General features: G+C 63.3%; 20 protein-coding genes and 1 pseudogene. 7 read left to right on the top strand and 14 right to left on the bottom strand.

Going from position 1 to position 17,468, the window contains the following annotated elements; genetic code table 11:
• Window positions 1-211: 211 nt before the first annotated feature.
• From PG898_RS18805 to PG898_RS18820, 4 genes and pseudogenes are all read right to left on the bottom strand, one after another.
• Window positions 212-313: pseudogene (locus PG898_RS18805) on the bottom strand (GNAT family N-acetyltransferase); the annotation flags it as partial.
• Complete coding sequence (locus tag PG898_RS18810) at window positions 313-729, bottom strand: GNAT family N-acetyltransferase (protein ID WP_270824845.1); 417 nt, start codon at window positions 727-729, stop codon at window positions 313-315. The pseudogene PG898_RS18805 and the gene PG898_RS18810, both read right to left, overlap by 1 nt.
• Before the next feature lie 156 nt (window positions 730-885).
• Window positions 886-1,317, bottom strand: coding sequence for a GNAT family N-acetyltransferase (locus PG898_RS18815; RefSeq protein ID WP_270824846.1), 432 nt, complete (start codon window positions 1,315-1,317; stop codon window positions 886-888).
• Window positions 1,318-1,440: 123 nt separating this feature from the next.
• Complete coding sequence (locus tag PG898_RS18820; RefSeq protein WP_270824847.1) at window positions 1,441-2,073, bottom strand: Vat family streptogramin A O-acetyltransferase; 633 nt, start codon at window positions 2,071-2,073, stop codon at window positions 1,441-1,443.
• Between the two features lie 224 nt (window positions 2,074-2,297).
• On the opposite strand from PG898_RS18820, the gene PG898_RS18825 reads away from it, so the two are divergent.
• Complete coding sequence (locus PG898_RS18825) at window positions 2,298-2,885, top strand: penicillin-binding protein activator LpoB (protein WP_171276978.1); 588 nt, start codon at window positions 2,298-2,300, stop codon at window positions 2,883-2,885.
• A gap of 104 nt (window positions 2,886-2,989) precedes the next feature.
• Here the strand turns inward: PG898_RS18825 and PG898_RS18830 are convergent, their stop codons facing one another.
• Window positions 2,990-3,406, bottom strand: a complete 417-nt coding sequence (locus PG898_RS18830; protein WP_270824848.1) for a GNAT family N-acetyltransferase — start codon at window positions 3,404-3,406, stop codon at window positions 2,990-2,992.
• Between the two features lie 163 nt (window positions 3,407-3,569).
• Between PG898_RS18830 and PG898_RS18835 the strand changes: the two genes are divergently transcribed.
• Window positions 3,570-4,460, top strand: coding sequence for a sensor domain-containing diguanylate cyclase (locus tag PG898_RS18835; protein WP_270824849.1), 891 nt, complete (start codon window positions 3,570-3,572; stop codon window positions 4,458-4,460).
• Window positions 4,461-4,534: 74 nt separating this feature from the next.
• Here the strand turns inward: PG898_RS18835 and PG898_RS18840 are convergent, their stop codons facing one another.
• Window positions 4,535-5,173, bottom strand: a complete 639-nt coding sequence (locus PG898_RS18840) for an exopolysaccharide biosynthesis protein (protein ID WP_270824850.1) — start codon at window positions 5,171-5,173, stop codon at window positions 4,535-4,537.
• 243 nt (window positions 5,174-5,416) lie between these two features.
• Between PG898_RS18840 and PG898_RS18845 the strand changes: the two genes are divergently transcribed.
• The gene (locus tag PG898_RS18845) at window positions 5,417-6,013 is read left to right on the top strand and encodes an outer membrane beta-barrel protein (RefSeq protein ID WP_193353989.1); all 597 of its coding nucleotides are present in this window, start codon (window positions 5,417-5,419) and stop codon (window positions 6,011-6,013) included.
• A gap of 19 nt (window positions 6,014-6,032) precedes the next feature.
• Here the strand turns inward: PG898_RS18845 and PG898_RS18850 are convergent, their stop codons facing one another.
• Window positions 6,033-6,338 (bottom strand): monooxygenase, encoded by a 306-nt coding sequence (locus PG898_RS18850; protein ID WP_270824851.1) that lies wholly within the window; start codon window positions 6,336-6,338, stop codon window positions 6,033-6,035.
• 119 nt (window positions 6,339-6,457) lie between these two features.
• Between PG898_RS18850 and PG898_RS18855 the strand changes: the two genes are divergently transcribed.
• Window positions 6,458-6,835: a winged helix-turn-helix transcriptional regulator gene (locus PG898_RS18855; protein WP_168236290.1), complete on the top strand. Its 378-nt coding sequence runs from the start codon at window positions 6,458-6,460 to the stop codon at window positions 6,833-6,835.
• On the opposite strand, the gene PG898_RS18860 is transcribed toward PG898_RS18855, so the two are convergent.
• The 3 genes from PG898_RS18860 to PG898_RS18870 form a co-directional block, all read right to left on the bottom strand.
• On the bottom strand, window positions 6,807-7,844 hold the full coding sequence (locus PG898_RS18860; protein ID WP_270824852.1) for an acyltransferase family protein: 1,038 nt from the start codon (window positions 7,842-7,844) through the stop codon (window positions 6,807-6,809). The genes PG898_RS18855 and PG898_RS18860 overlap by 29 nt on opposite strands.
• A gap of 173 nt (window positions 7,845-8,017) precedes the next feature.
• Window positions 8,018-8,638: a PepSY-associated TM helix domain-containing protein gene (locus tag PG898_RS18865; protein WP_270824868.1), complete on the bottom strand. Its 621-nt coding sequence runs from the start codon at window positions 8,636-8,638 to the stop codon at window positions 8,018-8,020.
• A 66-nt stretch (window positions 8,639-8,704) separates the two neighbouring features.
• Complete coding sequence (locus PG898_RS18870) at window positions 8,705-10,747, bottom strand: TonB-dependent receptor (protein WP_270824853.1); 2,043 nt, start codon at window positions 10,745-10,747, stop codon at window positions 8,705-8,707.
• A 278-nt stretch (window positions 10,748-11,025) separates the two neighbouring features.
• Between PG898_RS18870 and PG898_RS18875 the strand changes: the two genes are divergently transcribed.
• The gene (locus PG898_RS18875; RefSeq protein ID WP_005328993.1) at window positions 11,026-11,505 is read left to right on the top strand and encodes a GNAT family N-acetyltransferase; all 480 of its coding nucleotides are present in this window, start codon (window positions 11,026-11,028) and stop codon (window positions 11,503-11,505) included.
• Between the two features lie 86 nt (window positions 11,506-11,591).
• Here the strand turns inward: PG898_RS18875 and PG898_RS18880 are convergent, their stop codons facing one another.
• Window positions 11,592-12,650: a porin gene (locus tag PG898_RS18880; protein ID WP_218410543.1), complete on the bottom strand. Its 1,059-nt coding sequence runs from the start codon at window positions 12,648-12,650 to the stop codon at window positions 11,592-11,594.
• Between the two features lie 218 nt (window positions 12,651-12,868).
• Between PG898_RS18880 and glpX the strand changes: the two genes are divergently transcribed.
• Both glpX and PG898_RS18890 read left to right on the top strand, forming a co-directional pair.
• A complete protein-coding gene (glpX, locus tag PG898_RS18885) occupies window positions 12,869-13,879 on the top strand; it encodes a class II fructose-bisphosphatase (protein ID WP_041206766.1) in 1,011 nt (336 codons plus the stop codon).
• Window positions 13,880-14,040: 161 nt separating this feature from the next.
• A complete protein-coding gene (locus PG898_RS18890; RefSeq protein ID WP_043130633.1) occupies window positions 14,041-14,292 on the top strand; it encodes a YkgJ family cysteine cluster protein in 252 nt (83 codons plus the stop codon).
• Between the two features lie 174 nt (window positions 14,293-14,466).
• On the opposite strand, the gene PG898_RS18895 is transcribed toward PG898_RS18890, so the two are convergent.
• From PG898_RS18895 to PG898_RS18905, 3 genes are read right to left on the bottom strand one after another with little or no spacing between them, the layout of a single operon-like run.
• Window positions 14,467-15,630, bottom strand: a complete 1,164-nt coding sequence (locus PG898_RS18895) for a heme biosynthesis HemY N-terminal domain-containing protein (RefSeq protein WP_270824855.1) — start codon at window positions 15,628-15,630, stop codon at window positions 14,467-14,469.
• A gap of 10 nt (window positions 15,631-15,640) precedes the next feature.
• Window positions 15,641-16,717: a uroporphyrinogen-III C-methyltransferase gene (locus PG898_RS18900; protein ID WP_161507599.1), complete on the bottom strand. Its 1,077-nt coding sequence runs from the start codon at window positions 16,715-16,717 to the stop codon at window positions 15,641-15,643.
• Window positions 16,714-17,448 (bottom strand): uroporphyrinogen-III synthase, encoded by a 735-nt coding sequence (locus PG898_RS18905; protein WP_270824869.1) that lies wholly within the window; start codon window positions 17,446-17,448, stop codon window positions 16,714-16,716. The genes PG898_RS18900 and PG898_RS18905 overlap by 4 nt, the downstream gene beginning before the upstream one ends.
• Window positions 17,449-17,468: the final 20 nt, after the last annotated feature.

Consider the following 17,468-nt stretch of genomic DNA (forward strand, 5'->3'; position numbering starts at 1 on the left):
CTCATGATGAACCCTGTTCCATGGCTCCAGATGACAAACATGATCTCATATCAGGGACTTGTTCGCACCTTCCCTAATACTATCGGGGTGATATCTTCACTAGATGCATCTAAAAATTCAAACATATCTCACCATAGAAATCTAAAACCTTCGATAGGAAGGTAAACAGAGCCGCATTACTTTTAAAGAAAAATTTAAAAATGAAATTTTACGTGTCGACTGGTTCATACGCTGTGCGGACAAACTCGTCGGCATCGCCCGCTTCGAAGGGGCGAATGACGAGATAGGCGCTGGCAAGGCGCTGGAATGGCATCACTTATCCTGCTTCTTCAAGAAATAACTCACATGCCCAGGCGGCATATCGGGCAGCTGGCCAAAGACTTCGTAACCCTGCTTCTGGTAGAAGGGGAGAGCCTGAAAGCTGGTAGTTTCCAGATGGTAATTGGTGATGCCTTTGCTCTGTGCGTACTGCTCCATGGCGCCGAGCAGGCGGCCGCCCCAGCCATCCTTGCGGATGCGTTCGTCGATCCAAAGCCAGTCGACGTGAAGCCAGCCCCACTTGATATCGGCGATGATGCCGCCGTGGACCTTGCCCTCTTCATCCTTGATAAAGCTGGCGATCCGTTCGCGCAGATGGGTGCCTGCGTGATCCAGGTTGTAGCCTGAGAGGCCAACTCGCAGCGCTTCGATCTCATCGTCCTGAGGGGGTTGGGGTGTGGTCAATTGCATAGTGCTTCCTGTTTGATTGTGGCTAGGGGATGGCTTCCAGCGCGGCTACCTGCCCGCTGCTGATCAATGCCACCTGTGAGCAGATCTGTTTCACCAGGTATAAAAGAAGGTGGATATCCCAACATGACAGTCCTGCGTATGGATGTGAATGAATGGTCAGGTTTTTTCGGCAGCCATTCGCTTAAGCCCCATACCAACACTGGCAGGAGCCGTGAGCGAGAAACCGAATTGTTGATAGAGTCGGTAAGCCTCCCCATCTGCCAACAAGCTGACATTGCCTGACTCCGGTACCTCGCGGGCGATATAGTCGGCGATCTCCGTCATGATCTTTTTGCCTACCCCTTGACCCTGATATTCAGGCAGCACTGCAATATCAACCACTTGATAAAATGTCCCGCCATCTCCGATGATGCGACCCATGCCGATGGCGGTCTGACCGCAAAACACCTGGACGGCAAACAGCGTATTGGGCAGACCACGCTCTGCGGCTTCAAGCGTCTTTGGGCTAAGTCCGGCTGAGGTTCGAAGATAGCGATAGGTTTCGACGGGCGGTGTTGAGTGGACGACAGTGAAAGCGGGTGTGGTCATGTTGATAACTCCAGTGGGACCTGATTGTTTTAAATGCCCATGTAACGCACTGATCTGGTGATGGATCCGTGCTCTCCAGGGCTGTTTGGGGAGGTTCTCCCGATGCCTCCAGGTGGGCAGCTATCACCCCGCCCTCTCCAACTCGCCAATTTCCCCACCGCCAATCAATTTCAAATTCCGGCTAATCTGCTTCACTGGCCAGTCCCACCAGGCGAGGGCGTTGAGGCGGGCTATGGTGTCGTCATCGAAGCGGTAGCGGATCAGCTTGGCGGGGTTGCCGCCGACGATGGCGTAGTCGGGTACGTCGCCGGTGACCACGGAGCGGGCGGCGATGATGGCGCCGTTGCCGACTTTGACGCCGGGCATGAGCAGGGCTTCGAAGCCGATCCAGACATCGTTGCCGATGACAGTATCCCCCTTGTAAGGAAGGGTGCCCGGTGCGGGGGCGGCGCTCTCCCAGCCGTTGCCGAAGATAAAGAAGGGGTAGGTGGAGAAGCCGGAGCTCTGGTGGTTGGCGCCGTTCATGATGAACTTGACCCCGCGGGCGATGGCGCAGAACTTGCCGATGATCAGCTTGTCGCCAATGAAGGGGAAGTGATAGAGGACGTTGCGCTCAAAGCCTACCGAGTCTTCCGGGTCGTCGTAATAGCTGTAGTCGCCCACCTCGATATTGGGCCCCTTGATGGTGTTCTTGATAAAGCACAGCTGGGGGAAGCCCTTCATGGGGTGGGGATTGGCGGGGTCGGGTCCGTGCATGGGGTGCTCCTCTGGGATTTGGGCTCAGGCTACCCTAACGGAACCGGACGGACCCTTGCCACCTTTTTGTACGCCCCGGTTCGCCAGCCTTTGTCGCCCCCGGCCCATGTGCGCATCGACCCGGAGCCGGTTTGTCTCTAGCATGGGAGGGATGCGGGGCTGGTGCTCCGCCCCCACGGGCTTTTGGCGAAGTCCGTCCTGCGGACTTCTGGTGGAGAGAAAAGATGAAGCTGCGTTCCTTGTTGATGGTGGGTGCCCTCTTGCTGGGCGGCTGTGCGGTCAATCCCTATGGAAGCACCCCGGCGCCGGTCGGCGAGCCGGACAAACCGGTGAGCCAGCCACAGAAACCGGTGGCCGAGCCCGACAAGGCTGAGCCTGTGCCTGCGCCCGAACCCGTGGCCCCGACCGGGCTGGCGCTCGCCATGGCGGATGCCTTTCTGAAGGCCCCGGAGGTGCAGGCGTTGAGCCAGGATGGCAGCCCTGTGCTGCTGCTGATGGCGCCCCAGAACGGCACGGGTGAACCCTTCAGTACCCAGCCCATGGCGGTGGCCATGAGCCAGCGCATTCAGGCAAACAGCGGCTTTCGCTTCGCCGATCCCGGCCAGGTGGCGGCCATCACGGGTCAGCTCGAGTACCAGCAGGGGGGCATGAACCCCGCCTCTTTGGTGCGTTTGGGTCGTCAGACCGGGGCCGGTTACATGCTCTACGGGGATCTTCTCTCCGAGGGGAGCCGCTACCGCCTCGCCATGAGCCTGATGGATCTGAAGAGCGGCGAGCTGCTCTGGAGCGGGAGCCGCTCCGCCAGCCGCTGATCCCGCCATCCCGGCCACCTAAAACGCCATCGAGCCTCTCTCGATGGCGTTTTCGTATCAAGGCTCCGTGGGCCTGGGGAAGGGCAAGGCGCCCACCTCGTGCCCTAGTCCCGCCGTTTCTTCAGGAAGTAGGTGATATGCCCGGGCGGCATGTCCGGCAGCTCGCCGAAGACGGCGTAGCCCTGTTTCTGGTAGAAGGGCAGCGCCTGGAAACTGGTGGTTTCCAGATGGACATTGGTGATGCCCTTGCTCCCGGCATACTGCTCCATGGTGGCGAGCAGGCGGCCGCCCCAGCCCTCCTTGCGAATGCGCTCGTCTATCCAGAGCCAGTCGACGTGCAGCCAGCCCCACTTGATGTCGGCGAGGATGCCGCCCAGCACAAGCCCCTGTTCATCCTTGATAAAGCTGGCTACCTGCTCGCGCAGATGGCTGCCGGCAACCGCCTGGTTGTAGCCCGACAGGCCGATGCGCAGGGCGTCGAGATCCCGCTCAATGGGGGGCAGGGGTGGGGTCAGTTTCATCTAGGGGCCTCCTGGGGCAGGCAAATCCCATTAATATCCAAACGGCATCCACCAGGTCAAGGCTGGCGGCGGTTTGCCACGGCATTCTGGCCGTATGCGATACTGAACGGGTCGTGTATAACAGACGACACAGGGCCCTCCCCGCAGATAAAAAGGAGCACCTATGGCTCTCTCAGTGGCACAACTCTATGAAGTGATGACCCAGTTGCCCGACCCCGTCTTCATCCTCAGTGAAGATGGTCACTACATCGAGTACATAGGCGGGGTGGAGCAGCAGTCATATCAGGATGGCAACCCCCTGATCGGCAAGCGGTTGTTCGATGTGCTGCCGGCAGACAAGGCGTTCTGGGTGATGGAGGAGGTGGCGCGCGCCCTGGCCAGCGGCCAGGTGCAGGTGGTGGAGTACGATCTCTCTCCCGCCGAGGTGGAGGGCATAGATGCCGAGGCTGGCCCCCAGGGGATGCAGCGCTTCGAGGGCAAGATAGCGCCGCTGCCCTCCCTCTATGACGGCAAGCGGGCGGTGGCCTGGATGACCCGCAACATCACCCGCCAGCACGAGCTGCAACTGCGGCTCAAGCGGCTCGGCGAGACGGATCAGCTGACCGGCCTCTACAATCGCCACTTCTTCTTCGATCAGTACCACCAGAGGGTGCAGGGTCAGCCGCTCACCGGCCTCATCATGCTGGATCTCGATCACTTCAAGCAGATCAACGATCGTTACGGCCATCAGGCCGGGGACAGGGTGCTGTGCCGCGTCTGCGACTGCGTGTCCGCCCAGTTGCGGGGAGAGGATCTGTTCGTGCGCAGCGGCGGCGAGGAGTTTCTGATCCTGCTGCCGCAGATAGACGAGGAGATATTGCTGAAGGTGGCGGAGCGGATCCGCGCCGCGGTGGCGGCCATGGAGCCGGATCCTGCTCCCGTCACCGTGAGTCTGGGCACCACCCTGATCCGGCCGGGGGAAGATCTCGGCACAGTGCTGGCCCGGGCGGACGAGTGGCTTTATCGGGCCAAGCGGGGCGGGCGCAACCAGGTGGCCCATGACGGGGATCCCTGAAAATCACCCAGGCTTGCAACGAAGGAGGGCGACCCTGTGTCGCCCTCCTTCATTTGTCTGTGTCTGCGCCCGTCTCAGCCAAACAGCGTCGAGATGTTCTGGCCCGCCATCAGCAGGCCGATGGCCAGCACGCTGAACCAGACCAGGGTGGCGCTGACCAGGGCGTAGCCGAGGGCGACGAAGAGGCCGTCCCGTTGCAGCATGCCGATGGCCAGCAGCAGTATGGCCCAGGCGGGCATGGCGTTGGTGAAGGGAATGGCGCCGAGCGGCAGCATCAGCAGCAGGGCCGCCAGCATGATCAGCAGGCCGTTGCAGCGATTGATTGTGGAGCTGCCGGTCAGCAGCAGCAGGCGCGGCCGGATGAAGCGGTCGATGCGGGCCAGCAGATCGGCCCCCTTGTGCAGGGCTGGCTTGAGGTGCTCGGCGGCGAAGCGGCGCTCCATCAGGATGGCGGGCAGCCAGGGTACCCGGTTGAGGGTGATGCCGATGCCGATGAAGAGGATCAGCAGGCCAAACGGCGTACTGACGCCCGGGATGGAGACCGGCAGCAGGAAGGGGACTGTGAGCAGCACGCAAAACAGCAGCATGCCCTGTTCCCCCACCAGAGCCAGCATCTGGCGCAGGCTGATGTGGCTCTCCTCGATGGCGTGGGCGGTGGCCCTCAGGGTATCGGAGAGCGTGCTTTGTGGGTCGTTGAGTTGCGCGGCAACCATTCCTGAGATCCTCGTCCTGTTGATGCCACCGCTGTGGCGCCGTCAGCTTACGTGGCAGAGGTTAATCCCAGATGAATAATGTGAGCCGGCGCAAGCTTTGATGGAAAGAGAGGGCAGGGAAGGGGGGCGGGTCGCCAAAATGGGGCGATACAGCCTCCGTCAAGGGTTGGATGGAACAGGCTCTGATATGCTTTTGACGCCATCCATGCAACCAGGGAGAAGAGCGTGACGCGAGCGACTATGATGCTGCTGGGACTGGGCTTGCCGCTGACGGCCTGGGCGGCCGAGCCCGCCGCCTCGGGCTGGCAACTGACCCCTTTCCTGGGGTACAGCTCCTCCATCGACTTCGAGGCCATGGATGAACCTGCCCCCACGCCGAACTCGACCGGCATCGACTCGCTGCAAGGGGAGAGCTCGGGCAACTGGGGCCTCTTCATCAGCCGGGAGGTGGATGATCCCGGCATGGTGGAGCTGCTCTACAGCCATCAGTCCACCCCCATCTCCCCGGATCAGCCTGACAGGCTGAGGGTGGATACCCTGCACTTCGCCGGGGCCCTCACCCTCTCGGACAACCTGATGGCGCCCTATCTGGGTGCCGGGATCGGGGTGACCCGCTTCGATGCCTACGACAGCGAGACGGCCCCCTCCATGTCCCTGGCGCTCGGGGTGCAGCCGCGCCTGGGGGAACATCTGGCGCTGCGGGCCGAGGTGCGCGGCTACGGCTCCCTGCTCAATGACGATAGCGCCTTTCTCTGCAACCCCGAGGTCTGCGCCTTCAGAGTGCGGGGGGATCTGCTCACCCAGTGGCAGGCCAATATCGGCTTGACCCTGAGGTTCTGAGCCCGTTTTCCGGGCCGGTTTATGGGATGCCCTTGGTGATGCGGCTCAGGGGCTCGTTGACGTCGAATACCTTGAACTGCACCGCGCTGGCGCCCATGGCGAGCACCCGCTGCTCGTGCATGGTGGCGTAGGCGAGGGCGCTCTCCTCATCTTCGAACAGATAGATGCCCCCCGCCTCGCCGGTGCGCGGATTCTCGGTCCAGATCTTGGAGATGAAGCCCGGCTCCCGGGTGATGGACTCGGCCAGCGGCAGGGCGGCGGCGGTGAGGGCCGGCCCCATCATCTCGGCGGGGAAGGTGAAATGGATCTGCAGCAGGCTGGGCATGACGAACCTCTTGGGCGTTGGATGACGGAGTCCGCATCATAGGAAGCCGGCATTTTGACTGCAAGATGGCACATTTTGGTGGCATAGTTACCCCAAAGTAACCAGTCGCGAGCCATCCCTTGTCCCCACTCCCTTGCCCCGCCTATCAGGTGCTGCGCCTGCTCGCCGGTAAATGGAAACCGGCCATCCTGTTTCATCTGCGCGCCCAGACCCTGCGCTTTGGCGACCTGCGCCGCTGCCTGCCCGAGGTGAGCCAGAAGGTGCTGACCGCCCAGCTCAAGGAGCTGGAGGCGGACGGCGTCATCCTGCGCACCCTCTATCCCGAGGTCCCGCCCCGGGTCGAATACGCCCTGAGCCCGCTCGGGGTAGCCCTTCTCCCCCTGCTGCAACAGATGCACGACTTCGCCCTTGCCCACGCCGACCTGCTGGCCGGGGAGGGTGGATCCGCAGCGGCCAGCGCTAGCCCCCTCAGCGAGCCCGCAGCAGCCAGCCACTGATCCGGTTCGTCGCCAGCAGTCGACAGGCGAGCAGGGAGAGCGTCAGCAGCACCGGCACCTTGACGAGCTCCCACCACAGCAGCTTGCCCTGGGGGCCGAACACCATCAGCCAGACCACCAGCATCATGTGCAGGCAGTAGAGACCCAACACTTTGGGGGCCTGGCGTTCCAGCCAGCTGCCCCGGCCCCAGTTTGGATTGGCCAGCAGCAGGCCGAAGAGGCCGAGCGCCCAGGGCAGGGAGCCCAGCAGGAAGTCGTGACGGTTGAGGGGCACGGCGGCAAAGCGCAGCAGGCCCGCGGCCTCCAGGGCATAGAGACCCATCCCCGCCACCATCAGCAGGGCGCTGCGCCTGGCATCCGGTTGCCAGCCACGCAGGCGCAGCTCGGCGCCAAGCGCCACGAACAGCAGCGAGAAGAAGGGGCCGTTGCGGGTCAGCAGGGCCCACTCGCCCCCTGGCAGCAGCGGGCCATAGGAGCCGCCGATCAGGGCCAGCCCGTAGAGCAGGGCGCCCGCCACCAGAGCCAGTCGGGGCAGCCTGACTCGCCAGCAGAGGGCCAGCAGCAGGACGGCCAGCATCAGGGCGGGCAGGAACCAGAGGTGGATCATGCCACCCACCCACCAGGCGTTGAGAGGATCCCCCAACTGCATCTGCCACTGGCCCGCCATGCTGGTCAGATAGCCTTCCGTCATGGCCGCGACCGGGTTGAAGGGCACCAGTAGATAGAGCAGGCTCCAGGCGAGCCAGAGTCCCAGCAGGGGGCGGCAGTAGCGCAGCGCCACCACAATGGTCTTGCCTGCGGCGAGGGCGGGTTGCAGGAAGTAGCCGGCGCACAGGAAGAACAGCGGCACCGCGAAGCGGCACAGCTGGTTGATGATGGCCCCGAGCCAGAGGTAGGGGGTGCCGTCCCAGAGGGTGGGATCGAACGGATTGCTGAAGGGGGAGAGGTGAATGGTCATCACGGCCAGGATGGCCAGGACACGCCCGCACTCGATGCTGGAGATGCGCATGATGGTTTCCGACGGCTGAAACCCGGCACCCTAGCAGCCGGGCACATGCCTCTTCCAGCCGGGGGGCCGCCAACTGTGACCCCCATCGGTGCCCGGTTACCCTTTGTTACCCGGGGGATGGGCAGGGTTACCCCGGGTGGGAGGTGGATCCCGTTTTGGTGTCGGTAAACCCGTCAGAGCAGGGCCACCAGCAGGGTGACGAGGGCGCCCGTCAGCAGCAGGGTGATGCCACGGCCGGCCGGGCCGTGCAGCTTGTTCCACATCAGCAAACTGGTGAGGGCCAGCAGCAGCATGGAGAGGGCCGCCAGATCGCCGAACAACTGCCAGGAGAGGCCGGTGCCCATGCCGCGATGCAGCCGGTTTAGGCTGGCGGCGAGGTTGGCCTGCTGCAGTTCGGTCTGCACCAGCAGGGTACCCTCCACATAACTGGCGGCCAGGCTCTGGCTGAGGGTGACGCCGCGCAGCTCCCAGCGCGCCGGCAGGGTGAGGGGGCCTGTGGGGGTGGGCAGGGTCCGGGCCGGGGTGATGCTGATCCGTCCCTCCTCCAAGCCCTCGGGGTAGTGCTGTTGCAGCAGGGCTTTCAGCGCGTCCGGGCTCGCCAGCGGCGCGGCCAGCGTTATCTCCTCGCTCGACTTTTCGGTGTGGGGGCCGGGCAGGGGCAGCACGGCCCTGTGCTGGAGCCAGAGGCCGGTCAGACCGTAGAGCAGCATCAGGGTGAGGGTGGCAAAGCCGGCCCAGGCGTGGATGCGGCGCACCCACTTGTTGTTGTGAAGGGGGAGTCTCTTGGGTTTCATCATGGTGGCGCGTCATAAAAAAACTGGCCAGCAGAGGCTGGCCAGTTTGGCTGTGGGTAAGGAGGATCAGAAGCGGTAGGCGGCGGTGAGATTCAGCTGACGGGGGCTGCCCGGCATGATCTGGGCCGCGCTGGTGGCGCTGACGAAGTAGTCGTGGTCGGTCAGGTTCTCCACGCTGAGCTGGGCATCCCAGTGCTGCCAGCGGTAACCGGCGCGGGCGTCATAGCGGGCGTAGCCCGGCAGCACTGTGGTGTTGGCGTTGTCGGCGAAGCGATCCCCCACCGCCGTCACCCCGGTTTCCCCATACCAGCCTCGGGGGCCGCTCTGGTAGCCGGCGAACAGCTGGCCGTTCTCGCGGGAGACGTTCATCGGCCGCTTGCCCTGCAGATCCGCATCCGCCTTGACCTGCTCCGCGTCCTGGATGGCGATGCCGCCGTGCAGGTAGAAGGCGTCGGTGAGCTGGGCGCGGGCGCTCAGCTCTATGCCGTCGGTGCGCTGCAGGCCGGTGAGGAGCACCTTGGTGGGATCCAGCGGATCCTTGCTGCGCTTGTTGTACATCTCCAGCCGGTAGAGGGAGAGGGTGGTGGCCAGGCGGCCGTTCAGCCAGTCGCTCTTCACGCCCCCCTCGTAGAGCCGGGTGTGCTGGGGATCCAGGTTGTTGTTCTTGTCCCCCGGGGTGATGCCGATCAGTTCCCCACCCACTGGGGTGAAGGTCTTGCTGTAGGAGGTGTAGAAGGCGTGCTCCTCGATGGGGTTCCACACCAGGCCCAGACGGGGGCTCAGGCTGGTGACCGAGAGGGTCTCCTCCTTGTCGAGGTCGTTGCGGCGGCTGGTGACGGTGAACGCGTCCCGGCGCAGGCCGCCGAGCAGGTGCCAGTCCCCCAAGCTGAGCTGATCCTGCACATAGAGGCCGTAGCCGCGCACCTTGTGCCTGGCGTCGCTGGAGAGCTTCATGGCGCCGTTGTAGCTGGGCAGTGAACCCGGATCGTACAGGTTGCCCGGGGGGATAGGGCTGGCGTTCTGATAGAGCTTGGGGGTGCGCTCCTGCCAGCTCTGCTCCAGGCCCATCAGCAGGCGATGCTCGATGGGACCGGTCTGCAGCTGGCCTTCCGCTTCCGTGTTGCTGGTCAGGTTGTTGGCCTTGAGATCCTGCTGCCAGCGGGCGCGGGTCACCTGGTCGCCCTTGACGCTGGTGACATAGGTATTGTCGAACTGGCTGTCGAGGCTGGTGTAACCGAGCTGCTGGCGCAGTTGCCACTGCTCGTTCAGATCCCAGGTGAGCTGGGAGCGGGTGGACTGGGCCACGTCATCTATGAAGTCGCGGCTGGTTTCGCTGTAGACGCTCTCGATGGGCACGTCGGCCGGGCGACCGTTGACGCCGGGGATGCCGCGATCCGGTGTGCGATCGCTGCCGTTGCGCTCGTACTGCACCAGCCAGTTCAGCTTGTCGGTGATCTCCCAGTTGGCGGACGGTGCCAGCAAGGTGCGCTTGCTGGTCACGCCGTCGCGAAAACTCTCCTTGTCCTCCTGGGCCAGGTTGAGGCGCAGCTGCACCCGCTCGCCTGCCTCGGCATTGAGATCCGCGGCGAGGCGCTGGCTGTCGAAGCTGCCGACCCGGGCGGTGACGCTGGAGGCCTGGCCCCGTTGCGGCTTCTTGCTGACCCGGTTGATGATGCCCCCCGTGCTGCCACGGCCGTAGAGCACGGCGGCCGGCCCCTTGAGCACCTCGACCCGCTCTATGTTGCCGAGATCCCGGGTGTACTGCATGTCGTCCCGCAGGCCGTCGAGGTAGAAGTCGTTGCTGGCGTTGAAGCCGCGGATGTTGACGCCGTCGAAGCGGGTGTCGCCGCTGGCGTTGACCCCGGGGATGCCGCTCAGGGCCTCGCTCAGGGTCGGTTGGCCGTAGGCGGTCAGCTCGCTGGCGGAGACGCTCTCTATGCTCTGGGGCACCAGCTTGGCCGGGGTGCTGGTACGGGTGGCGGTGGCGACTTCCTCGTGTTGGCTGCGTTTGCCGACCACAGTGAGGGTTTCGTCTTCGGCCTGGGCGCTGGCGCAAAGGGACAGCAAGGCGACGCCCAGCAGGGCGCGCGGGGAGTTGGGATTATGCATCTGCGTGTGACTCTTCTAATCGACCTGTCGGCCTGAACTTATTGATTTATTTGTAGTTATTAGTATCTCCCGTTTCGAGAGGACGCTAATGATATTGATTTTCATTTGTCTTGCAAGGCAAAGATGCAAAAATCCCACACCTACGAGCAGTTGTGCGGTCAGTTGAGGATCATTGCCCTGATGCAACCCATCGGATGAGTCTTGGTTGCGGCAAAGGGCTGGTTTACCATCCGGGTTCGGTGGCGCCTATGCCACCCCAGGGAAACAGGAAACGGAACATGGAAGAGATCATCAGGGCAGACCTTCATAACCGGCAGCACGGCGAGGCGCTGGTCTATCTGCTCAACGAATACGCGAAAGACGAGATGGGCGGGGGCAGCCCCCTCGCCGATGAGGTGAAGGCCAATCTGGCGCAGGCCCTGGCGGTGAGAAGTGGTGCCCATGTGTTGCTGGCCTGGGTCGATGGGCAGCCGGCCGGGGTGGCCACCTGCTTCGAGGGCTTCTCGACCTTCGCCTGCCGGCCCCTGCTCAACCTCCACGACCTTGCGGTGCACCCGGATCATCGCGGGCGCGGCCTCGGCAAACGGCTGCTGGCGCAGGTGGAGCAGCTCGCCCGGGAGCTCGACTGCTGCAAGCTGACCCTGGAGGTGCTGGAGGGTAACAGGGTGGCGCAGGCCGCCTACTTGGCCAGCGGTTTTGCGGGCTATGAGCTAGATCCCGAGGTGGGCCGGGCCCTGTTCTGGCAGAAGAAGCTCTAGCCTCTGTGGCTCAGCCCCCAGGCGGGAGGGGAGAATGAAAAACGGCGCGCAGAGGGATCTGCGCGCCGTTTTGTCTGGGGCCGGAGTTAGAAGTCGTAACGGGCCGCCAGCTGGAAGTCATCCTTGGTGTTCAGCTTGCCGCTGTCATTGCTGTCGAGGTTGTTGATGCGGTACTCGCCGATGACGCGCAGGTTCTTGTTGAACTTGTACTGGGCACCCAGGGTGTAGTAATCGATGGAGTCGTAGTCGGACTTGCCGCTCTGCTCCACCTTCTGCTTGTTCCACAGGGCCATCAGGCCGAAGCCGCTCTCGAAGTTGTAACCCAGCGCCCCTTCCCAACCGGTGTGATCCTTGCCGGTTGCCAGGAAGTCGCTGCCGTCGGCGTAGCTCAGGGCGGCATAGACGGCCTTGTTGTCGTACTTGGCGGAGAGCAGCCACAGCTTGGCATCCTCTTCACCGCTCTTGTCGCGGATACCCACGTTGTAGGCGGTACCCAGGGCCAGGTTGAACGGGAAGGTGTAGGCCAGGGCGGCGCCGTAGGCGGCATCGCTGTCCTTGCTGGTGGTCTCTTCGGTGTCACCGCCGTCGAACTTGTAGCTGGTATCGACCTGGAAGCCGTTGAACAGGCCCGAGTATTTCAGCACCGAGCCGGCACGGTTGGTGGCGAAGGTGTCGGTCTTGGCACCCAGCGCCTCGTTGCCGTAGCCGTCGGAGAGGGAGACGTCGGTCCAATCGGCCAGCAGGCCGGGGGCGCCTTTCTGACGACCAAAGGTGACATTGCCCCAGTCGGCACCCACACCGGCGAAGGCCAGGCGGGTGCGCATGTTGTCGGAGTTCTCGCTGACGGTCTTCTCGCTGTCATTGACGTAGATCTGCAACTCGTACTGGGCCAGGGCCTTGAGACCCGGATTGATCTCGCTCTCTACCTTGGCACCCAGGCGGACGAACTGGTTGGCGCCCTGCTTGTCGCTGTATTCGTTCTTGATGTCGCCATTGGCATCCAGCTCTTTCTTCTCGCCGAAGAACTGGCCGGCGTAGATGCGGCCGTAGAGGTCGAGCAGGGTGCTCTCGTTTTTGTACACTTCAACGGCTTGAGCCTGGAAGGCGGCGGTAAGAGCCAATGCTACTACTGTCAGCTTTTTCATCATGATCCCTTGTGTTGCAAGCTTTTGTTTTAAAAGACGGGGCCATGCTAGAAGTGACAGATGACAGTCGGGTGACCGTGCAATGAACAAACCGTGTCGATTCCATGTCAGCGGGATGAAAACCGGGATTTATGTGGCAAGCCGCCACTTTTGCGCGCAAAGGTTTGCCCTTGTGGTAGAATGCCGCCCGTTTTCGAGCTCCTAAGGTTGGATATGCGATGAGACGTGAACTGGCAATCGAATTTTCCCGAGTGACGGAAGCGGCTGCACTGGCTGGCTACAAGTGGCTCGGACGTGGTGACAAGAATATCGCCGATGGCGCGGCCGTGGCGGCCATGCGTCACATCCTCAATCAGATCCAGATCGATGGCGAGATTGTGATAGGCGAAGGCGAGATCGACGAAGCCCCCATGCTCTACATCGGCGAGAAGGTGGGCACGGGTCAGGGCGACGCCGTGGACATCGCGGTCGACCCCATAGAGGGCACCCGCATGACCGCCATGGGGCAGTCCAATGCCCTGGCCGTGCTGGCCGTGGGCGACAAGGGCTCCTTCCTCAAGGCTCCCGACATGTACATGGAGAAGCTGATCGTGGGTCCGGGTGCCAAGGGCGCCATCGATCTCGATCAGGCCCTGGAGCTGAACCTCAAGGCCGTGGCCAAGGCGCTCGGCAAGCCGCTCTCCCGCCTGACCGTCATCACCCTGGCCAAGCCGCGTCATGACAAGGCGATCAAGGAGATGCAGGGGCTGGGCGTGCGGGTGTTCGCCATTCCCGACGGCGACGTGGCCGCCTCCATCCTCACCTGTCTGCCGGACAGCGAAGTGGACATGCTCTATGGCATCGGTGGCGCCCCGGAAGGGGTGATCTCGGCGGCGGTGATCCGTGCGCTGGACGGTGACATGCAGGCGCGCCTGGTGCCCCGTCATCAGGTCAAGGGCGACAGCCCCGAGGTGCGTGCTCTGGGCGAACAGGAGATTGCCCGTTGCCAGGAGCTGGGCATCGATGTGAGCAAGGTGCTCAAGCTGGAAGATCTGGCCAAAAATGACAACGTCATCTTCTCGGCCACCGGCATCACCAAGGGTGATCTGCTGGAAGGCATCACCAGCAATGGTGTCATGGCGACCACCGAGACTCTGCTGATCCGCGGCAAGTCACGCACCATCCGCCGCATCAAGTCGATCCACTTCCTGGATCGCAAAGACAGCGTGGTGCGCGACATCATTCTCTGATGCGCTGAGGCCCTGCCACTAAAAAGCCCGACCGCTGTTGCCGTCGGGCTTTTTGTTGCCCTGCGTCCGGGTCTGGACTATTTAGCGGGACAGGGCGGATAAGGCTAAGGGGAATCGGGGCCCTTTGATAGACTGCTTCGCCATGCACAGGAATGCATCATATGGAATGTCGTCAAGGTTGCGGTGCCTGCTGCACAGCCCCCAGTATCAGCAGTGCCATTCCCGGCATGCCGGAGGGCAAGCCAGCCGGCGTTCCCTGTATTCAGCTCGACGCGTGGCTGGGCTGCAAGATCTTCGGCCAGCCTGAGCGGCCTGCGGTGTGCAGCAGCTTTCGGCCCATGCAGGACGTGTGCGGCTCTCACCGCCAGGAGGCCGTCTGGCTTATCGGCGAGATGGAGCGGCTGACGGCCTGAGCACTTGACCCTCTCCCTCAGAGATAGGAGGGTGGTTGCTTGTTTCCCCCTCATCCCCAGCCCTTCTCCCGCGAGGGGAGAAGGGCGCTGAGAAACACCCCGAATCAACGCGGGAACACGGAATAGAAAAAGGCCGCAATTGCGGCCTTTTTGATTCTCTCTGTCGAGCTGGGATCAGACGTCGGCCAGTTGCAGGGCCTGACGATAGTACTCGTTGGCCTTGTTGGTGAGACGGCGCTTGTCCATCACCTGCCCGAGGGCATGGTAGAGGGCTGCATCCGGCCGCTTCGCCACTTCCTGCTCCAGCAGGCGCTGGGCATCGTCCAGCTGGCCAGCCAACAGGTAGACTCGCGCCAGTGCCGCCTCGGCGCCCGGCTGATCCTGGATCTTCTTGAGCAGGGTCAGCATGGGCTGATAGTCATCCAGCCTGAGTTTGGGCAGACGGGCGAACAGCTCGGGGGAGGGATCCTTGCGCAGGGCCTCCAGCCAGAGGTCGGCAGCCTCGCTGTCGGCACCGAGTCGGCGCAGACGATCCCCGTAGCTGGCCAGCAGTTCGGTGTCCTGACGCAGCTTGCGGGGCAGCGCCTGCCATACCGGGCGCAGTGTCTCGAGGGCGCCGCTGGCTGCCTCGAGACGGCCAATCCAGGCCTGGTGCAGCAGGGCTTCTTCCTGCACCGACGTCAACTTGCCCACCTTGCGCAGGGCCGGGGCGAGATCGATGAGGGCCACCCAGTCTTCCCGGGCCAGATAGACCTGGCGCAACTGATCAAGCACCATGGGGTGGCGCGGGTGCAGGGCGTAGACGGACTCGAGCCGACCGAGGGCACTGTCGTACTGACCCTGCTCTATCTGCAGCTGGGTCTGGATCAGGGTCAATGCCAGCTCGGCCTTGGGGTTCTCCTCCTGCGCCTTTTGCAGGTAGTGATCCCGGCGTACGTCATCGCCCCGGGCCTGGGCCACTCTGGCGGCACTCAGGTAGTTGAGCAGCGGGGTGTCGCTGTTGTCAGCGCCCTTGATCAGCAGCTTCTCGGCCTGGTTGTAGTGCCCCTCGGCCATGGCCAGGGTGGCATTCACCGTTTGCAGGTTCGCCTTGCGGCGACGGCGCGAGCCGAACCAGCCTTGCGTCTTGCGGCGCAGGCCGAAGACCCGACCGAGCACCCACTCGACGATGAGCAGGGCACCGTAGAAGAGTACCGCCAGGATCACGGCGCTGGTGACCGAAGACTCCACCGTGTAGTTGCCAAGCGAGATGAGCACATAGCCCTTGTTGCCGGACGCTTCTGGGCCGAAGATCAGGCCCGCGACCATCACGGCCACCACGACGATCAGACGAATCATGGTCTCCTCCTCAGTTGCCGGCCAGGATGCGTTGCAGGCGCTCGGTCAGCACCTGTTCCAGCATGGCCTGGGTCTTGAACTGATCCGGGTAGTCAAACTGGATCTGCTCGCTCTTGAGCTTGTCGAGCTCGGACTGCATGTACTGGGTGGCGCTGTTGTCGGTATCGAAGTACTGGGTCAGCCAGCGCTGGGCCTTCTCCAGGCTGTCGGTATAGAGCGCCTGCTGCTCGCGATAGACGGCGAGCTGGGCCTGCAACAGTTTGGTCTTGAGGTTCTCCCGCAGGAAGATCTCCTGCTGCGGTGAGAGCAGGGCCTCCACGGCGCCGTCGCGGCGACGTATGGTGATGAAGTTCTCGGTGAACTTGACCCAGTTCTTCTTCAGATTGCTTTCCCACTCGTCCGGATTGGCACTGACCGCCTGATCCGGTTCGGCCTTGGCTTGTGGCATGCTCACGGTGGAGAGGGGCAGCAGCTCTATCTGGTCGGACAGCGCGGCCAGCTTCAGGGTCAAGCCTTCGCGATCGACTCGCGGCATCCCCTTGAGCTGGGCTATGTCTTCCGCCAGCGCCTTGCGAATGGGCATCAGGCTGGGGTCGTTGAGCGCCTTGATCCGCTCGTCGGCGTTGCCGAGCAGGGTGATGGCGGAGACGATGTCGTGTTCTAGCCACAGCTTGCGGCCCGCCATGCGCACCAGGTATTCGGATTCGGCGAGCATCCAGTCGTTGGGGCGCTTGTCGTCGAGATCCAGCACCTTGGTCTGCAGGGCGTCCAGCGCCTCCTGCAACTGCTGCTGGTTTTTGCCGAGGGCGCCGATCTGTTCGGCATCCTTGCTGTTGCTCTGATCCAGCTTGCCCATGGCCTCGGCCAGTTGCAGCTTGAGGGCGCCGAGTTCGGCCTGCTGGGCGACGGCATTCTGGTGGCCGTGCAGATAGAGGCCGCCGGTCAGCCCCAGGGCCAGCAGGATGGCAACGCCACCGAGGACGACGCCGGCGCCGCCCTTCTTGTTGCTGGCGGCCTTGTTCTCGGGCTTGTTGTTGTCGGCCGCGGGGGCCGCAGCACTCGGCTGGACTTCTTGCTGTTCAGTCATTCCATCTTCCTCAGTTCCAGGGCGGCCACCAGAGCCTGGTTGGATGCACCTTGGGCAATCACGATACGGGTAAAACCAGCTCCCTCGGCCATCTCGGCCACCCGGGGACTGGGCACCACCAGCAGGCGGTCATAAAGCCAGGGTCGCTGCGGGCCGGGCACCAGGGCCAGCAACCGCTGCAAGAGTTCACCACTGGTGATGAGCAGGCTGTCGAGGCCGGCTGCCTGCCAGTGGCGGGTCAATGCGTCCCCGTCGAGCTCGGGGTAGTGGCGCTCGTAGGTGGCACAATAGTGCACCAGTGCGCCGCGTGAGGCCAGCGTTCGGGCGATGAGATCCCGCCCGTCGTTGCCGCGCAGTATCAGCACCCGCTTGCCGCTCACCCCTTGCAGGGGCGGCAGGGCCAACAGGCCTTCACTGCGGGGATCGGTCGGGCAGAGGGCCTGGACACCCACCTCGCTGAAGGCATCCGCGCTCGCCTGACCGACCGCAAAGTAGTCAATATGTGGCCAGGTCAGACCAGTTTGCAACAGAAAATGATGAGCAAATTTAACGGCATGGGCGCTGACGGCGATGATGATGTCCGTTTGGGGCAGCCATTCGGGCAGGTGGGGGAGTTCACTGCCCGGTCGGGTTTCCAGCAGCGGGCAGCACAGTGGTGCATGACCGTGCTGGCGCAGCAGTGCTGCCAGCTCGGCGGCCTGGGCGGCCGGGCGCACCACCAGCGGGACCATCAGGCCACGCTCGGTGGTTG

Source organism: Aeromonas sp. QDB31 (assembly GCF_027707605.1).
Lineage (GTDB): Bacteria > Pseudomonadota > Gammaproteobacteria > Enterobacterales > Aeromonadaceae > Aeromonas > Aeromonas media.

Bases quoted from the DNA above. Each gene is read 5' to 3' on its own strand.
- PG898_RS18875 (WP_005328993.1), top strand. From the start codon at position 11,026: ATGGAAGAGATCATCAGGGCAGACCTTCATAACCGGCAGCACGGCGAG.
- PG898_RS18845 (WP_193353989.1), top strand. From the start codon at position 5,417: ATGCTGCTGGGACTGGGCTTGCCGCTGACGGCCTGGGCGGCCGAGCCC.
- PG898_RS18830 (WP_270824848.1), bottom strand. From the start codon at position 3,406: ATGAAACTGACCCCACCCCTGCCCCCCATTGAGCGGGATCTCGACGCC.
- PG898_RS18890 (WP_043130633.1), top strand. From the start codon at position 14,041: ATGGAATGTCGTCAAGGTTGCGGTGCCTGCTGCACAGCCCCCAGTATC.
- PG898_RS18810 (WP_270824845.1), bottom strand. From the start codon at position 729: ATGCAATTGACCACACCCCAACCCCCTCAGGACGATGAGATCGAAGCG.
- PG898_RS18825 (WP_171276978.1), top strand. From the start codon at position 2,298: ATGAAGCTGCGTTCCTTGTTGATGGTGGGTGCCCTCTTGCTGGGCGGC.
- PG898_RS18865 (WP_270824868.1), bottom strand. From the start codon at position 8,638: ATGAAACCCAAGAGACTCCCCCTTCACAACAACAAGTGGGTGCGCCGC.
- PG898_RS18900 (WP_161507599.1), bottom strand. From the start codon at position 16,717: ATGACTGAACAGCAAGAAGTCCAGCCGAGTGCTGCGGCCCCCGCGGCC.
- PG898_RS18815 (WP_270824846.1), bottom strand. From the start codon at position 1,317: ATGACCACACCCGCTTTCACTGTCGTCCACTCAACACCGCCCGTCGAA.
- PG898_RS18820 (WP_270824847.1), bottom strand. From the start codon at position 2,073: ATGCACGGACCCGACCCCGCCAATCCCCACCCCATGAAGGGCTTCCCC.
- PG898_RS18895 (WP_270824855.1), bottom strand. From the start codon at position 15,630: ATGATTCGTCTGATCGTCGTGGTGGCCGTGATGGTCGCGGGCCTGATC.
- PG898_RS18870 (WP_270824853.1), bottom strand. From the start codon at position 10,747: ATGCATAATCCCAACTCCCCGCGCGCCCTGCTGGGCGTCGCCTTGCTG.
- PG898_RS18840 (WP_270824850.1), bottom strand. From the start codon at position 5,173: ATGGTTGCCGCGCAACTCAACGACCCACAAAGCACGCTCTCCGATACC.
- PG898_RS18880 (WP_218410543.1), bottom strand. From the start codon at position 12,650: ATGAAAAAGCTGACAGTAGTAGCATTGGCTCTTACCGCCGCCTTCCAG.
- glpX (WP_041206766.1), top strand. From the start codon at position 12,869: ATGAGACGTGAACTGGCAATCGAATTTTCCCGAGTGACGGAAGCGGCT.
- PG898_RS18905 (WP_270824869.1), bottom strand. From the start codon at position 17,448: ATGGTCCCGCTGGTGGTGCGCCCGGCCGCCCAGGCCGCCGAGCTGGCA.
- PG898_RS18835 (WP_270824849.1), top strand. From the start codon at position 3,570: ATGGCTCTCTCAGTGGCACAACTCTATGAAGTGATGACCCAGTTGCCC.
- PG898_RS18860 (WP_270824852.1), bottom strand. From the start codon at position 7,844: ATGCGCATCTCCAGCATCGAGTGCGGGCGTGTCCTGGCCATCCTGGCC.
- PG898_RS18850 (WP_270824851.1), bottom strand. From the start codon at position 6,338: ATGCCCAGCCTGCTGCAGATCCATTTCACCTTCCCCGCCGAGATGATG.